The organism is Janthinobacterium sp. EB271-G4-7A, assembly GCF_020858075.1.
Lineage (GTDB): Bacteria > Pseudomonadota > Gammaproteobacteria > Burkholderiales > Burkholderiaceae_D > Janthinobacterium > Janthinobacterium lividum.
Genome location: NZ_JACYMI010000001.1, coordinates 3,661,169 through 3,677,091, shown reverse-complemented (window position 1 = coordinate 3,677,091; position 15,923 = coordinate 3,661,169). Strand labels below are relative to the sequence as shown.

The window sequence follows — 15,923 nt, the reverse complement described above, 5'->3', positions numbered from 1 at the left end:
AAATCCATGATCTGGATCAAAAATACGGCGAAGAGGGGGGAGCAAATCAAGGCAAAAATAAATGGGCGGAGAGAACAAATCCCCACCCGCAATTAAGCGGTTTTCATCGATGCGACGTGTTACCGAGCGCCGCTGAAAAACGCCGCTGGCAAGGCGCCGCGCCGAAGGCAGTACGAATGTACGACGAGGCACGGCAACGCAGTCAGCGACGTTTTCTCAGCCGCGCGTCTTATTGCTTGGGCCAGTGGGCCCACATGCCTTGCGCATCGACATTCGGCACCTGCAATTGCTGCCCGGCGGACGTTTGCATCGTATCCCTCAGCACGAGGGGCACGAGCATCAAGGCCGACAGGGCAAGGCAGGCCAGCACTTTGAGCGTCAACATGGTCGTCTCCTGATGAGCCGGTGGCGGCGCGGGGTTGCGGCGCCTGCCGGTCACTTCAATCGCGTACGCATATCTTTATTCTATGCTTGCAGTTTAGCCCACCTGGTCGTAACTTCAACTTATTGCTGTGATGCACTGCACCAGTTCGTCTGCTGCCAGGGGCTATTTCGCCTTGCGCCCGCGCCGTGGCTTGCCTGCCGGGGGCAGGAAGGAATCGAACCACACTTGCGTCAATTGCCGCGTATTTTTCGCCGCTTCGCGCTTGACGGCGGCCGTGGCATGGCCTCGCGCCGTGTTGGCGATGCGGTTGGCGGCGCTCAGGTACATGCTCATCCAGGGGTTTTTCATGGCTAGCCTCGCAGACTGTGGGTGGGGCGGCGCGGATATGTCTCCATGCCGCTATGCCGCTACTGTAGTCCGATGGCAGGCGCTGACTGTGCGCCTGCCCACATAGCCGGGCGGCGCCGGGGGCGGGCTGATGTAGATCAATACACGTCGCGACGGTAGCGTCCGGCCGCCAGCAGGGCATCGAGTCCCTCCTGGCCCAGTACTTCTTGCAGTACAGCATCGATTCCTGTCGCCATGCCTTGCAGGCTGCCGCACACGTAGACGATGGCCCCTTGCGCCAGCCAGTCGCGCAGTTCGCCGGCGCTGGCGCGCAGACGGTCCTGCACGTATTGTCGTGTTTCACCATCGCGCGAAAAGACACGGTCCAGGCGCGCCAGGTGGCCAGCGTCCAGCCAGCCTTGCAACTCTGCGCCGCAGATACTGTCAAAAGCTTGCTGGCGCTCGCCGAACAGCAGCCAGTTGCGGGCCAGTCCCGCCCGCTGGCGCGCGCGCAAATGCGCACGCAAGCCGGCCAGGCCGGAACCGTTGCCGATGTAAATGCAGGGCACGTCGACCAGGGCGGGCGCGAAGGCGGGATTGGCTTGCAGGCGCAGGCGGATGGGGGTGTCCAGCGGGGCGAAGCGCGTGAGCCAGCCGGAACAGACGCCATAGCCCTGGTTGTCATCGCCCGCATGGCGCTCTTGACGCACGAGCAATTGCAGTTCGCCATCGGATGGCAGCGAAGCGAGCGAATAGCTGCGCGGCGCGTGATGGGCACTGCCTGCCTCGCCATCGCTGCCGTCCGCATTACATGGGATGATTTCCGCCAGCGCGCCCGCTTCCCAGGTGGCATCGGCGGGGCCCGTCAAGGTGATTTCATGCAGTTCGCCGCCCAGGCTGCCCGGGTTGAGCAGCACGCGGCGCGCCAGGCGCCACTCGGCATATGATGCTTCTTCCTGCATGCCGATGGCGTCGATGGCGCTGCCGCTGCAGCGGGCCAGCGCTGTGGACCAGCTGGCCAGGGCGGCGGGGTCGTGCTTGTCCACTTCGATCAGCGGGAACAGGGGCGTGGCGCCCAGCGCCTGCAATTGTTGCGCCAGCGCATGGCCGAAGCCGCAGAAGGCGCTGTAATGGCGGTCGCCCAGGGCCAGCATGCCGAATTCCAGGCCCGCCAGCGGCGTGCCGGAGGTGGCTTGTAGCAGGCGCACGAAGCGGCGCGTACCATCCGGCGCCTCGCCTTCGCCAAAGGTGCTGGCGACGATCAGGGCCCGTTCGTACTGGCGCAATTGCGCGGGATCAAACTGGTCCAGCGATTGCACGTCGACGGCTACGCCCGCCTGCTGCAGGGCGCGCGCGCTTTCCAGGGCCAGGCGCTCGGCCTGGCCCGACTGGCTGGCGTAGGCCACGAGGGTGGGCAATCCCGTGTTCGCCTGGTCCGCCGCACCGGCGCCCAGCATGGCGCGCTGCGCCCGCACGGCCTGTTTTGCCTTGCGGCGGCCCAGGTACAGCATCCAGCCCGTGATGGCGAACAGGGGCAGGCCCAGGCTGGCCAAGGTGACGATGATGCGGCCCGGCAAGCCAAAATACGTGCCCATGTGCAGCGGATAAATGATGTTGACGAGGCGCGAACCCAGGGCCTGCTGGCTGTACGGTTCGTTTTCCGTCACCGTGCCGTCGGCCGGCAGGATGCTCATGCGGCTGCGCGCCCGCTCATGCGGCGCATCGCTGGCCAGCCACGTGAATTGCACGGCTTCGCCGGCGCGTGCCGGCAGGCGCACGCTGGCCAGGGTCCAGCCGGGGGCATGCTGCTGGAAGCTGCTCCAGGCCAGGCTGATGTCGACGGCCGGCGCTTCCTTCTTCTCCTTGGACTGGCTTTTCTTGCCGGGCGCCTGCGCCATCCTGGGCGGCTTGCCGGCCCAGGCGTCGATATTGTCGCGCACCACGTCGTAGCTCCAGTAAATGCCCGTCAGGGTCAGCGCCACGTAGACCACCAGGCACCAGGTGCCGGCCACGGCGTGCAGATTCCACAAAAAGGAGCGGCCCTTCAGGGCGGGATCGAAGGTCAGCCAGGTGCGCCAGTCCAGCGGCCGGCGCGGCCAGCGCAGGTACAGGCCGGACAGCGCCAGGCCCAGCAGGCACAGGGCCAGCGCGCCCGCTACTTGCCGGCCCGGATCGCGGGGCAGCAGCAGCCAGCGGTGCAGCGATTCCGTCCACTCGAAAAAGCCCGCCCCCGTCAGTGCCGGCCGGGTCGCTCCCGTGTACGGGTGGACATAAATGGATTCGCCGCGCCGCTGGCCATTCTTCGGCGCGAAGAACAGGCGTGGCGCCGCGCCCGCCTCCGCATACATGGTGATCGAGGCGACGCGCTGGCCGTGTTCGGCAGCGGCAATGTTGCCCAGTTGGGCCGGCGTCAGCGGCGCGCGTGTTTCCACGGCCACATGGCGCACGCCGGGATTTATGACATCGAGCAATTCATCCTTGAAGGCCAGGGTGGCGCCGCTCAGGCCAATGATCACCAGCACCGTGCCGGCCGTGATGCCGATAAACCAGTGCAATTGAAACCACACCTGCTTCCAGCTCCAGTGCCAGCGCCGCTCTTCAGGCGTGGCGGCAAGCTGGCGCTGCTGGCTGGTTTCCGGCGCCTCGTCGGCGCTGGCGCGCAGCTGGGGTTGTGGAAAGGAGGAGGTCGTCATGGCGGCTTTCGATGGCGCCGCCATGCAGGGCGTCAGGCATGGCGGGGAAGAAGGAAGGCTGACATATTATCGCAAACGAGAATCATTCGCAAATGATGGCGCGGCGGCATGTGTTGCGCAAAAGGCCCATGCCGTGCAAGGATGATGGTTTTGATAATTTACATCGTCGTGAAATTGTGTGAAAATGAAAATCATTCTCATTCGTGATCATGATGCAATGCTGACCCACTTGACCGGCAAGTTTGGCAGCCCCTTTGTCTGTTTGCCCGTGTCCTCCATTTCTCCTTCCCTCGATAGCTTTAGCGACCTGTACAGCAGCCACCATGGCTGGCTGTACAACTGGCTGTGGCGCAAGCTGGGCTGCCGCGATGGCGCAGCCGACCTGGCGCAAGACACTTTCGTGCGCATGCTGGCCACGCAGTCGGCGGACAGCCTGCGCGAACCGCGTGCCTACCTGAGCACGGTCGCCAATGGCTTGCTGGTCAATCACTGGCGCCGGCTGACCCTGGAACGCACTTTCCTTGCCGCCCTGGCCAGCGGTCCCGAGCTGACGGCGCCGTCGCCCGAAGAGCGCGCCCTCGTGGTGGAAGCGCTGTACCGCATCGACGCCATGCTCGATACGCTGTCGCCGCGCGCGCGCCAGGCATTTCTATTGGCGCAGCTCGACGGCCTGACGTATGCGCAGATTGCCGTCCAGCTGGAAGTGTCCGAACGGATGGTCAAGAAATACATGGCGCAAGCCATGCTGCAATGCATGCTGTGCGTGGACGATGCCGCCTGAATCCGCCATGCCGCCGGCCGACTACGCCATCTTGCAGGAAGCGGCCGAATGGTTCGCCGTGCTGCGCGGCGAAGACGCCGATCCCGCCGACCAGCAAGCCTGGGAGCGCTGGCATGCCAGCTCTCCCGCCCACCGCGCCGCCTGGCGCCGGGTGGAAGCCGTCAGCGCCGAATTTCGCCAGCTGCCCGGCGAACCGGCGCGCCAGGCGCTCGACGCTGCCGGGCCGCGCCAGAGCGATGCCCAGCGTCGCAGCCTCGTCAAGGGTTTGCTGGCGCTGTGCCTGACTGGCGGCCTGGGCGGCACCGTGCTGCTGCGGCGCGATACGCGCAGCTGGGTCGCCAGCCTGAATGCGGCCGAAAAGACGCCGGTCGGCGCGATACGCCAGCTGGCGCTGGCCGACGGCTCGCAGCTGTGGCTCAATACGGCAAGCTCCCTCGACATCGATTACAGCGATCAGTTGCGCCGCATAGCCCTGCATGGTGGTGAGATTTATGTCAGTAGCGCGCGCGACAGCCGGCAACCGGCGCGGCCGCTGGTGGTCGATACCGTGCATGGCCGCCTGCGCGCGCTGGGCACGCGTTTCAGCGTGCAGCCGCAGGGCGATGCGACCTTGCTGGCCGTCTACGAGGGCAGTGTCGAGGTGGCGCCCCGCGATGGCGGTGCGCCGCGCATCGTGCCGGCCGGCCAGCAAGTGCGTTTTGGCGACGGTTTCATTGGCGAACCGTTCGCCGCCGACCCGAACGCGGCTGCCTGGATCGAATACCGCTTGCAGCCGGAGCAGATGCGGCTCGATGATTTCCTCGCGCAACTGTCGCGCTACCGCCGCGGCCACCTGGGCTGCGCACCCGACGTGGCCCATTTGCGCCTGGTGGGCAGCTATCCGCTGGCCGACACGGACCGCATCCTGGCGGCGCTGGAAGCGACCTTGCCCGTCAGGATCAACCGCGTGCACGACTGGTGGGTCACGGTGGAAGCCCAGTTGCCCAGTCAAAACAGTAAATAAGAATATTTCTCAAAACTGGTTCCCTTTTTGAAAAGTTGTTTGGCAAGGTAGAAGTAACTTGCTCAACATCAATAAGGAATGCCGTGCCGTCGTACCCCATCTCCCTGCCGTTTGCCCGCCGTCTGCTGCCGCTGTCCCTGGCCGCCGCGCTGCTGGCCGTGCCTGCCACGGCGCCGGCGGCGGAAGAGGCGGTACGCAGCTTCCGCATCGCCGCCGCGCCGCTGGGCCAGGCCCTGCGCCAATTTGCGGGCCAGGCGGGGATCTTGCTGTCGGCCGAAGGCGGCTTGACGCAGGGCAAACGCAGCGGCGGCGTGAATGCCAGCTTGTCCATTCCCCAGGGCTTGCAGCAATTGCTGGCAGGCACGGGCCTGGTGGCCGTGCAGTTGCCGGACGGAAGTTACATCGTGCGCCTGGCGCCCACGCCCCTGCGCGCCGACCTGGACGGGGAGGGCGCGGGCCTGCAAGTGCTGGCGCCCGTCACCGTGCAGGGCAGCGGCGACGATGGCTACCGCCGTGCCAGCTCCGCCGCCGCCAGCCGCAATGACACGGCCTTGCGCGACACGCCGCAAGCCGTCAGCGTGGTCAGCGGCGAACTGATACGCGACCAGGACATGCGCGCCCTGGCCGACGCCATGCGCTACATGCCGGGCGTGGGCACGGCCGCGGGCGAGGGCAACCGCGATACGGCGGTGATGCGCGGCAACAGTTCGACCTCGGATTTCTATCTGGACGGCATGCGCGACGACGTGCAGTACTACCGCGATTTCTACAATATCGAAAGAGTCGAAGCCATCAAGGGGCCGAACGCCATGGTCTTTGGCCGCGGCGGCGGCGGTGGCATCATCAACCGCGCCACCAAGCAGCCGCAATGGACGAACGACGGCGAAGCGAGCGTGAGCCTGGGCGCCTGGCGCAACCGGCGCGCCGCGCTCGATGTGCAACAGGTCTTCGGCGGCGATGTCGCCGTGCGCGTCAACGCCATGGCGGAAAACAGCGATTCTTTTCGCCAGGGCGTCGACGTGCGCCGCAGCGCCATCAATCCCGTGCTGGCCTGGCGCTTGTCGCCGCGCACCAGCGTGGTGGCCAGCTATGAACATTTTCGCGACGACCGGGTGACGGACCGGGGCCTGCCTTCTTACCAGGGGCGGCCGTTCGAGACGGATCCGTCCACGTTTTTCGGCATCGCCGGCAGCAGCCCGTCGTGGGCGTATATCGATGCGCTGGGCGTGACCTTCGAACATGATCTGGGCGGTGGCGCAAGCCTGCGCAACCGCACGCGCCTGGCCGATTACGACAAGCTGTACCAGAACGCCTTTCCCGGCCCCGTCAGCGCCGATGGCGGGAACGTGACCGTGCTGGCGTACAACAGCGCCACCAGGCGGCGCAACCTGTTCAACCAGACGGACGTCGAGTGGACGGTGGCGGCCGGGACCGTGCAGCACCGGTTGACGGCGGGCCTGGAACTGGGCCGCCAGACGACGGACAATCTGCGCAACACCGGCTATTTCACTACCCTGGGCGACAACGTCACCCACATCAGCCTGCCTACATCGCATCCCGTGACGGACTTGCCCGTGACTTTCCGCCCCAGCGCCACGGATGCGGACAACCATGGCGTGGCCGATACGGCCGCGCTTTATCTGCAGGACCAGCTGCGTTTCAGTGCCCGCTGGCAGGTGGTTGCCGGCATGCGCTACGAGCGCTTTGCCGTCGATTTCGTCAACAAGCGTACTGGCGCGCGCATCGCCCGCACGGATGCGCCGTGGTCGCCGCGCGCCGCCCTCATTTACCAGCCCGTGCCCGCGCTGTCGCTGTATGCCAGCGTCAGCCAATCCTTCCTGCCGCGCGCGGGTGAGCAGCTGGCATCGTTGACGCCCAGCAATGCCGTCTTCGAGCCGGAGCGTTTCCGCAACGTGGAGCTGGGCGTCAAATGGGAGGTGACGCCGCTACTTTCCGCCAGCGCGGCCGTGTACCGCCTGGAACGCAGCAATGTGGCCGTCACCGACCCCGCCGATACGACGCGGGCGATGCTGGTCGACGGCCAGCGCAGCGAAGGCCTGGAACTGGACGTGAATGGCAAGGTCCAAGCTGGCTGGAGCATCGCCGGCGGCTATGCGTGGCAGCGTGCCGTGCTGACGGCCACGCAGGCGACGACGGCCGTGGAGGGTGCCACGGTGGCGCATGTGCCCAGGCACAGCCTGTCGCTGTGGAACCGCTACGATTTTTCGCCCGCCTGGGGCGCCGGCCTGGGCGTGATCGCCCGCAGCGCCGTGTACGCCTCGGTGTCGAATACGGTGGTATTGCCCGGCTTTACCCGTGTCGATGGCGCCGTCTACTTCAAGCCGCAGGGAAATTTTCAGCTGCAGCTGAACATGGAAAATTTATTCAACAAGAAATATTACGCCTCCGCCCACAGCAACGACAACATCGCGCCCGGTTCGCCCCGGGCCTTGCGCATGACGGCGCTGTGGCGGTTCTAGTTTCGTAGTCGCCAGGTTTGCATTACCCAAGCAATCAACGAGCCAGCCAACTGCCGGGGGGCAGTAGCCAGCCAATTTATTCCATCCGATACATTGAAAGATAGCGATGACATCGAAAGACAAAGCGGGCGTTACCATCCGCAGCCGCAAGCACCACACCACTTCCACGCCGCGCATGCATGGCACGGCCCTGGCCGCGTTTGCCACCCTGGCCATGCCGCTGGCGCTGCACGCGCAAACGACGGACAAGCCGCAGCAGTTGCAGGAAGTCAAGGTCGTGGGCACGGCTGACCGCCTGATCCAGGCGCCGGTCAAATCGGCCAGCGACAAGCTGACGGCGCCGCTGCTGGACACGCCCAAATCCGTGACCGTGATTCCTGCTGAAATCATTTCGCAAACGGGCGCCGTCTCGCTGACGGATGCGCTGCGTACCGTGCCGGGCATCACCATCGGCGCCGGCGAAGGCGGCAACCCCGTGGGCGACAATCTGTTTATCCGCGGCTACAACGCGCAAACGGATACGTATATCGATGGCATCCGCGACACGGGTTCGCAATCGCGTGAAATCTTTGCGCTGGAACAAATCGAAGTCGTCAAAGGCCCGAACTCGGCCTACGGCGGCCGCTCGTCCGCAGGCGGCGGTGTCAACCTGATCAGCAAGACGCCGAAGGCGGAAGACTTCACCAACGCCACCGTCGGCCTGGGCAGCGCCAAGTACCGCCGCGCCACGGCGGACGTGAACCGCGTCATCAGCGATGACGTGGCCGTGCGCCTGAACGTGATGGCGCACGACGCCCACGTTGCCGGCCGCGATTTCATCAATGGCGACCGCTGGGGCATCGCGCCATCGATCACCTTCGGCCTGAAATCGGCCACGCAGGCCACCCTCAGCTACTACCACATGCAGTCGAGCGAATTGCCGGACACCGGCTTGCCGTTCAACAACCCGTTCTCTTCCGGCGCCAATGTGGCGAAAAATGGCAACGGCACGCCCGTCAACGTGCCGCGCGACACCTTCTATGGCCTGGTGAACCGCGACTTCCGCGATACGCAGAGCGATATCGGCACCATCGACGTGCGCCACGACTTCGGCAATAAATTGATTTTGCGCAATGTGACCCGTTACGGCAAGACCAGCAACGACTACGTGTGGACCCAGCCCGACGATTCCAAGGGCAATACCATGCTGTACGGCACCGTCTGGCGCCGCGCCAACACGCGCACCACCGATACGGATGCGCTGGCCAATGCGACCAGCCTGGGCGGCGAATTCCTGGCCGGCGGCGTCAAGCACACCTACACCGTCGGCCTGGAAATCGGCCGCGAAGAAACGGACCGCAGCTCCTACCTGTTCAGCCCGGGGACCAACAACCCGCTGGAAAAAGTCGGCTCCAGCTGCCCGACCTATGGCGCGGCCACCCTGTACAACTGCGCACCGTTGCTCAACCCGAACGCCAACGACCCATGGGTCTACACGCGCACGGTGTCGCCGGCCCGCACGAACATCGTCACCAACACGCGTTCCGTGTACGGTTTCGACACCATCGAGTTCACGCCGCAATGGCTGCTCAACGTGGGCATCCGCTGGGATGACTACAAGAGCTCGCTGAACACGCCGCAATACACGCTCGACGGCAAGACCACGGCCGCCACCAGCGCCAATGTGCATGCCACGTTCGCCAGCTACCAGGCGGGCCTGGTGTACAAGCCATCGACCAACAGCAGCGTGTATATTTCCTACGGCACCTCGTCCACGCCGCCGGGCAATGACGGCGGCGACGGCATCGACGGCCTGTCGGTCGCCATCCAGAACCTGAAGCCGCAAGAAAGCAAGAGCTTCGAGCTGGGCACGAAATGGGAAGTGCTGCCGGGCGGCCGCCTGTCCGTGAGCGGCGCCTATTTCCAGAGCGACATGAACAATGCGCGCGTGACGGCGCCGGACGGCAGCACGCAAAACGTGGGCGACAAGCAAGTCAAGGGTATCGAGCTGGGCGTGAGCGGCAATATCACCAAGGAATGGTCGGTCTTCGGCGGCTACACGCACCTGAACGCCATCGTGGAAAACAATGGCTATGTCACGAATGGCGTGATCAATGGCGTGACGCAATACGCGCCGTCGCCGTACAACGGCAACCAGTTCCCCACCACGCCGAAAAACAGCGCCTCGCTGTGGACCTCGTACCTGGTCACGCCCGCCATCACGGTGGGTGGCGGCGTGAACTACGTCGATAAAGTCTATGCGAACGTGGCCAACAACAAGTTTGCCCCGGCTTACACGCGCTTCGACGCCATGGCCAGCTATGTGGTCAACCGCAACGTGACCCTGCAGCTGAACATCCAGAACCTGACGAACAAGCTGTACTTCGACAAGGTTTCCTCGCCGCACTACGCTGGCGTGGCCCCTGGCCGTTCCGCAACCGTGACGGCCAACATCAAGTTCTGATGTCCGCCCGTTTGATGTAGCACAAGGCGCCGCACCCGGCAGATCGGGGCGGCGCTTTTTTTCATTTCCCTGTTCCCTTTTGACGTTCTCGCTTGGCAAGGTAGGGAGAGCAGAACGCACAAGCGGAGAATCCCATGCAAGACATTCAATACCAGGGCGATGGCCGCGTGTTCGAGCGTTTGCGCGCCGTGCGCCTGCGCCCGACCAGCGCGCGCATCTGCATCTTGCAAGTGCTGGCCGGCACGCAGCGGCAAGCGATGAATGCGGAAGGCATTTATCAGCAACTGCTGCACATCGGCATTGCCGTCAGCCTGGGCACGATTTACCGCGTGCTCAAGGAAATGGAGCTGGCCGGCTTGCTGCTGCGCGAGCGCGAAGCTAGCGCCAGCGGCAACAAGGCGCGCTACCTGATCAAGCCGGACCAGGTGGAGACGGACAGTTGCTACCTCGTGTGCAGGGTCTGCGAGCGCAGCGTGCTGGTGCAGGATGCGGCGCTGGTGGAACAGCTGCGCCAGACGGCGGTGGCGCACGGCATGGACATCGGCGCCAACGTGATTTCCGTGCAGATGCGCTGCAGCCAGTGCGCTGAAGAAGCGTAGGCAGGGCGGGGCAAGCCCTTGCGGGTTAGCTGACGGCGCCACCCTTTGATGCGGCGCAACAATGGGCGGCGGGCCATCCTCCTCCTCGCCGCGCGCATTAGGCGCTACAATAGGGAATCTCTTTATTCTCCCTGACTCGTCTTCTGCTGCCATGACCACTTCCACACCGAATCTCGTCGTCACCCCATCCGCCCACCCCCTGTCCGACGCCGAGCGCGCCGCGCGCATGGTCAATCCCGCTTTCGGCCGCATCTTCACCGACCACATGGTGGTGATTCCTTACCGCGACGGCAAGTGGCAGCAGGGCGAATTGAAGGCCTACGGCCCTTTGACGCTGGACCCGTCCGCGTCGTCCCTGCATTACGGCCAGGCCATCTTCGAAGGCTACAAGGCGTTTGCCCAGCCCGATGGCAGCATCAAGACCTTCCGTCCTGAACAGAATGCCGAGCGCTTCAACCGCAGCGCCGCGCGCCTGGCCATGCCGGCCATTCCGGTCGAACTGTTCCTGGAAGCGGGCGACGCGCTCATTTCGCAAGACCGCAACTGGGTGCCGAAGAACACGGGCGAGAGCCTGTACATGCGTCCGCTGATGATCGCCACCGACCCGTACCTGGGCGTGCGTCCATCGGAAGAATACCTGTTCGTGCTGTTCGCCTCGCCAGCCGGCGCCTACTTCCCGAAAGGCGTGAAACCCGTCACCGTGTGGATCAGCGAAGACTTCGTGCGCGCCGCGCCGGGCGGCACCGGTGAAGCCAAATGCGCGGGCAACTACGCGGCCAGCCTGATGGCCCAGTCGCAAGCGCAAGAGAAGGGCTGCGACCAGGTCGTGTGGCTGGACGCCGTGCACCGCGAATTCATCGAGGAAATGGGCGGCATGAACCTGTTCTTCGTTTACAAGGATGGCGAGAAAGTCACCGTCGTGACGCCGGAATTGACGGGCACCTTGCTGCCAGGCATCACCCGCCGCAGCCTGCTGGAAATGGCGAAAGACCTTGGCTATGCGACGGAAGAGCGTAAATTGTCCGTCCAGCAATGGCGCGACGACATCGCCTCGGGCCGCATGACCGAAGTGTTCGCCTGCGGTACGGCCGCCGTCATCACGCCCGTGGGCGTGGCCAAGGCCAATGGCTTTGAAATGACCATCAACAACAATGAAAATGGCGCCGTTACCCTGGCCCTGCGCGAAGCCCTGCTGGGCTTGCAGCATGGCACGGCGGCTGATACGCACGGCTGGATGCATAAAGTTTGCTAAGTTGATGGTGTAATTTCCATACCGCGCCGGCACTCAGTTGCCGGCGTTTTTATATCTTGAAGGAAGCTCGATGAAAATCCGCTCTGTCTTGCCCGCGCTGGCCGCCGTGTTCCTCAGCCTGTCTGCCGGCGCCGTCCACGCGGCCGACGCCACGTGCGCCATTCCCCGCAACGTCAGCTACTACGATTACGACGTCAAGCCGTCGGACGAGAAAAACACGTGCTACAAGCAAAGCACGAACGTGCCCACCGATTACTTCATGCTGGCGCTGTCATGGTCGCCAGGCTTTTGCGACAGCCAGCGCCGCCGTGGCGCAGTGTCGAAAAAGGCCGCCTTCCAGTGCGCCGAGAGCAACCAGTTCGGCTGGATCGTGCATGGCTTGTGGGCGCAGTCGGCCAATCCGGCCAGCTGCGAAGACATTTCCGTGACGCCGCCGCGCAAGACGGAACTGCATCCGCGTTACTGCAAGGGCAATCTGCCGAAGCTGGCGCCGTCCGACATCCTGCCCTACATGTGCATGCAGCCGGGCGAAGCCTTGCTGCAGGGTGAATGGGAAAAGCATGGTGCCTGCGATTTCGATACGGCCAAGGAATATTTCGAAAAGGAACGCGAACTGTTCCAGGCTTTGAAGTTGCCGGATTCCACCATGCCAAAGAACGAGCTGTTCCAGTGGATGAAGCAGCATAACCCGCAACTGAAGGGCCGCTGGCTCGGCTATGAAAAGCACTCGGGCGAGTTGCGCATCTGCTATTCGAAAGACTTCAAGGTCATCGACTGCCAGAAGTAAGCTGGCCTCTCCTGCAGGTTTCTTACATACATGTTAGTGTATTGTCCGGATCAGCAAGATGAACAGGTAGTGTATGCAGCAGTCTAGGCGGCAGCAAACGCAAGCCGTGATGGTGGGCGAGGACGGCTTGCCGCCCGGCGCCCGTGTATGGGCCATGCTGGCGCTGGCCATCGGCGTGGGCATGGCCTCGCTCGATACGGCGATTGCCAACACGGCCTTGCCGGCCATCGCCGGCGAGCTGCACACGACGCCGGCCGCTTCCGTCTGGATCGTCAACGTGTACCAGCTGGCCATGGTGGCGACCTTGCTGCCGTTTTCCGCCCTCGGCGAAATCGCCGGCTACCGGCGCGTATTCATCTCCGGCATGTTTTTATTTACCCTCGCTTCGCTCGCTTGCGCACTGGCCTGGTCCTTGCCCTCGCTGGTGGTGGCGCGCCTGTTCCAGGGCGTCGGCGCCAGCGCCATGATGAGCGTCAATACGGCGCTGCTGCGCGCCCTGTACCCTAAACACTTGCTGGGACGCGCGTTTGGCAACAATGCGCTGGTGGTGGCTGTCGCGTTTGCCATCGGGCCCACGGCTGCTTCCTTGATCCTGGCGACGGCGTCGTGGCCGTGGCTGTTCGCCATCAATGTGCCGCTGGGCGTGGCCGGCTTCTTCCTCGCCAGCCGCATGCTGCCGGCGACCAAACTTTCCGGGCATACCCTCGATGCGCGCACGGCGCTGTACAACGTGGGCGCTTTCGGCTTGCTGATCCTGTTGTTTGGCGATGCGGCCCATCACGCGGCCCTGTCGACCTTGCTGCCGGAACTGGTGGCGGTAGTGATCTTCTTTATTTTGCTGCTGCACCGCCAGGCGGGGCACGCAGCTCCGATGCTGCCGATCGACCTGTTTCGCCGTCCATTATTCCTGCTGTCGTCGCTGACGGCCATCTGCACGTTTGCCGCGCAGGGCCTGGCCTTCGTCTCGCTGCCCTTCTATTTTGAAGTCACGCTGGGCCGTTCACCCGTCGAGACGGGCTTCCTGATGACGCCGTGGGCCGTGCTGGTGGCCGTGATGGCGCCTGTCGCCGGGCGCCTCAGCGACCGCTATTCGCCGGGCGTGCTGGGCGGCATCGGCCTGGCGGCGCTGGCGGGCGGCTTGCTGACCCTGGTGTGGATACCGGCCCATCCCAGCGTGTTCGATATCGGCTGGCGCATGGCCCTGTGCGGCATCGGTTTCGGTTTCTTCCAGGCGCCCAATCTGAAAGCCATCATGGGCAGTGCGCCGCCCGAGCGGGCCGGCGGCGCCAGCGGCGTGGTGGCCACGTCGCGCCTGATCGGGCAAGCGACGGGCGCGGCGCTCGTCGCGTATTGCTTCACGGTTTCCGCCACGCGTGGCACGACGTATGCGCTGTGCCTGGCGGCAGGCTTCGCCGCCGTGGCCAGCATCGCCAGCTTCTCGCGCCTGGTGGTGGCGCAGCCGGCGTGGTTGCAAGGCAAGCGCGACTGACAGGTACAAATCAGACGTCGATGGCCTTGTCCGACTGCATGCGTTTGCGCAGTTCGAACTTCTGGATCTTGCCCGTCGACGTGCGCGGCAGGGGGCCGAAATAAATGGCTTTCGGCACCTTGAAACCGGCCAGGTTGTTCTTGCAAAAGGCGATCAATTCCGCTTCCGTCACCGTGCCGCCTTCGCGCAGCTCGACGAAGGCGCATGGCGTCTCGCCCCATTTCTCGTCGGGCTGGGCAATGACGGCGGCGGCCAGCACCTGCGGATGGTGGTACAGCGCGTCTTCCACTTCCACGCTGGAAATGTTTTCTCCGCCGGAAATGATGATGTCCTTGCTGCGGTCCTTCAGCTTGATATAGCCGTCCGGATACATGACGCCGAGGTCGCCCGTGTGGAACCAGCCGCCGGCGAACGCTTCCTGCGTCGCTTTTTCATTTTTCAGATAGCCTTTCATGCAGATATTGCCGCGGAACATGATCTCGCCGATCTGTTCGCCGTCGGCCGCCACCGGCTGCATGGTCTCCGGGTCCAGCACGGCCACGGCGCTTTGCAGGTGGTAGCGCACGCCCTGGCGCGACTTCAATACGGCGCGTTCTTCCTGCGACAGGGCCGCCCACCCATCCTGCTCGGCGCAGATGGCGGCCGGGCCGTACACTTCCGTCAAGCCATACGAGTGGATCAAGTCGAAACCCATGGCTTCGATCTTCGCCACCATGGCGGCCGGCGGCGGTGCGCCTGCCACCATGCCGCGCACGGTCCAGTCGATGCCGTCACGCCAGTTGGCGGGCGCATTGGCCAGCGCTGCATGCACGATGGGCGCGGCGCAATAGTGGGTGATACGCAATTCGCGCATCAGGTCGAACACGAGTTTCGGTTCGAACTTGCGCAGGCACACGTTGACGCCGGCCCGCGCGGCCACGGTCCACGGGAAGCACCAGCCATTGCAGTGGAACATCGGCAAGGTCCATAAATACACGGCATGCTTGGGCATGTCCCACTCTAATATATTCGACAGGGCGTTCAGGGCCGCGCCGCGGTGGTGGTAGACGACGCCTTTCGGGTCGCCCGTGGTGCCGGACGTGTAGTTCAAAGCGATGGCATCCCACTCGTCCGCAGGCGGCTGCCAGTCATAGTTGGGGTCGCCGCTGGCCAGCAAGCTCTCATAGTCGAGCTCGGCAAATGGCTCCACTTCCGGTCCCAGCACGTCGTTGACCTGGATCACGCGCAAGCCGGGAATCTGCGCCGCCATCTGGCGCGCCAGTTCGGCAAATTCCGTGTCGGCCAGCAAGACCTTGGCTTGGCCATGGCGCAGCATGAAGGTCAGGGAGGCCAGGTCGAGGCGGATGTTCAGGGCGTTGAGGACGGCGCCGGCCATCGGGACGCCAAAGCTCGCTTCCACCATGGCGGGCGTGTTCGGCAACATCACGGCCACCGTGTCGCCCGTGCCCACACCCAGCTTGATGAGGCCGGAGGCGAGGCGGCGCGTGCGCGCATAGGTTTCGCCCCACGTCTGGCGCACGGCGCCATGTGCAATTGCCAGGCGATTGCCATATACTGCCGCTGCCCTGGCGATATAGTCGAGCGGGGTGAGGGCGGCGTAGTTGGCGCTGTTTTTGCCGAGGCCGGTGTTGAAATCAGCTGTCATGCTTGTCTCCTGGTAAAAGAATCTTGTAGCTCCCTGTTT

At 64.3% G+C, this 15,923-nt stretch carries 12 protein-coding genes; 8 read left to right on the top strand and 4 right to left on the bottom strand.

Annotated features, from left to right (window positions below; all coding sequences use genetic code 11):
• Positions 1-229: 229 nt before the first annotated feature.
• The 3 genes from IGS58_RS16480 to IGS58_RS16470 all read right to left on the bottom strand — a co-directional run bounded on the left by IGS58_RS16480 (position 230) and on the right by IGS58_RS16470 (position 3,405).
• Positions 230-385, bottom strand: a complete 156-nt coding sequence (locus tag IGS58_RS16480) for a hypothetical protein (RefSeq protein WP_161789600.1) — start codon at positions 383-385, stop codon at positions 230-232.
• A gap of 162 nt (positions 386-547) precedes the next feature.
• Positions 548-733: a hypothetical protein gene (locus IGS58_RS16475; RefSeq protein WP_099387374.1), complete on the bottom strand. Its 186-nt coding sequence runs from the start codon at positions 731-733 to the stop codon at positions 548-550.
• A 137-nt stretch (positions 734-870) separates the two neighbouring features.
• Entirely contained in the window at positions 871-3,405 is a 2,535-nt protein-coding gene (locus IGS58_RS16470) for a PepSY domain-containing protein (RefSeq protein ID WP_230522066.1), read from the bottom strand.
• 217 nt (positions 3,406-3,622) lie between these two features.
• Here IGS58_RS16470 and IGS58_RS16465 point away from each other — a divergent pair, with 217 nt between their 5' ends.
• From IGS58_RS16465 to IGS58_RS16430, 8 genes are all read left to right on the top strand, one after another.
• A complete protein-coding gene (locus IGS58_RS16465; RefSeq protein ID WP_230522065.1) occupies positions 3,623-4,186 on the top strand; it encodes a sigma-70 family RNA polymerase sigma factor in 564 nt (187 codons plus the stop codon).
• A complete protein-coding gene (locus tag IGS58_RS16460; RefSeq protein ID WP_230522064.1) occupies positions 4,176-5,189 on the top strand; it encodes a FecR domain-containing protein in 1,014 nt (337 codons plus the stop codon). The genes IGS58_RS16465 and IGS58_RS16460 overlap by 11 nt, the downstream gene beginning before the upstream one ends.
• Before the next feature lie 83 nt (positions 5,190-5,272).
• Positions 5,273-7,669, top strand: coding sequence for a TonB-dependent siderophore receptor (locus IGS58_RS16455; RefSeq protein WP_230522063.1), 2,397 nt, complete (start codon positions 5,273-5,275; stop codon positions 7,667-7,669).
• Positions 7,670-7,775: 106 nt separating this feature from the next.
• Positions 7,776-10,112, top strand: coding sequence for a TonB-dependent receptor (locus IGS58_RS16450; RefSeq protein WP_230522062.1), 2,337 nt, complete (start codon positions 7,776-7,778; stop codon positions 10,110-10,112).
• A 134-nt stretch (positions 10,113-10,246) separates the two neighbouring features.
• Positions 10,247-10,711 (top strand): Fur family transcriptional regulator, encoded by a 465-nt coding sequence (locus IGS58_RS16445; protein ID WP_230522061.1) that lies wholly within the window; start codon positions 10,247-10,249, stop codon positions 10,709-10,711.
• 151 nt (positions 10,712-10,862) lie between these two features.
• Positions 10,863-11,963: a branched-chain amino acid aminotransferase gene (locus IGS58_RS16440; protein WP_092610671.1), complete on the top strand. Its 1,101-nt coding sequence runs from the start codon at positions 10,863-10,865 to the stop codon at positions 11,961-11,963.
• 70 nt (positions 11,964-12,033) lie between these two features.
• Positions 12,034-12,750 carry a ribonuclease T2 family protein gene (locus IGS58_RS16435; RefSeq protein ID WP_230522060.1) on the top strand — a complete coding sequence of 239 codons (717 nt, stop codon included), beginning with the start codon at positions 12,034-12,036 and terminating at the stop codon, positions 12,748-12,750.
• Positions 12,751-12,823: 73 nt separating this feature from the next.
• Positions 12,824-14,239, top strand: a complete 1,416-nt coding sequence (locus IGS58_RS16430; protein ID WP_230522059.1) for an MFS transporter — start codon at positions 12,824-12,826, stop codon at positions 14,237-14,239.
• A 10-nt stretch (positions 14,240-14,249) separates the two neighbouring features.
• On the opposite strand, the gene IGS58_RS16425 is transcribed toward IGS58_RS16430, so the two are convergent.
• The gene (locus IGS58_RS16425) at positions 14,250-15,884 is read right to left on the bottom strand and encodes an acyl-CoA synthetase (protein ID WP_230522058.1); all 1,635 of its coding nucleotides are present in this window, start codon (positions 15,882-15,884) and stop codon (positions 14,250-14,252) included.
• Positions 15,885-15,923: the final 39 nt, after the last annotated feature.

Excerpts from the sequence above, each read along its gene's own strand:
- IGS58_RS16480 (WP_161789600.1), bottom strand. The coding sequence starts at position 385 with ATGTTGACGCTCAAAGTGCTGGCCTGCCTTGCCCTGTCGGCCTTGATG.
- IGS58_RS16475 (WP_099387374.1), bottom strand. The coding sequence starts at position 733 with ATGAAAAACCCCTGGATGAGCATGTACCTGAGCGCCGCCAACCGCATC.
- IGS58_RS16470 (WP_230522066.1), bottom strand. The coding sequence starts at position 3,405 with ATGACGACCTCCTCCTTTCCACAACCCCAGCTGCGCGCCAGCGCCGAC.
- IGS58_RS16465 (WP_230522065.1), top strand. The coding sequence starts at position 3,623 with ATGCTGACCCACTTGACCGGCAAGTTTGGCAGCCCCTTTGTCTGTTTG.
- IGS58_RS16460 (WP_230522064.1), top strand. The coding sequence starts at position 4,176 with ATGCCGCCTGAATCCGCCATGCCGCCGGCCGACTACGCCATCTTGCAG.
- IGS58_RS16450 (WP_230522062.1), top strand. The coding sequence starts at position 7,776 with ATGACATCGAAAGACAAAGCGGGCGTTACCATCCGCAGCCGCAAGCAC.
- IGS58_RS16445 (WP_230522061.1), top strand. The coding sequence starts at position 10,247 with ATGCAAGACATTCAATACCAGGGCGATGGCCGCGTGTTCGAGCGTTTG.
- IGS58_RS16440 (WP_092610671.1), top strand. The coding sequence starts at position 10,863 with ATGACCACTTCCACACCGAATCTCGTCGTCACCCCATCCGCCCACCCC.
- IGS58_RS16435 (WP_230522060.1), top strand. The coding sequence starts at position 12,034 with ATGAAAATCCGCTCTGTCTTGCCCGCGCTGGCCGCCGTGTTCCTCAGC.
- IGS58_RS16430 (WP_230522059.1), top strand. The coding sequence starts at position 12,824 with ATGCAGCAGTCTAGGCGGCAGCAAACGCAAGCCGTGATGGTGGGCGAG.
- IGS58_RS16425 (WP_230522058.1), bottom strand. The coding sequence starts at position 15,884 with ATGACAGCTGATTTCAACACCGGCCTCGGCAAAAACAGCGCCAACTAC.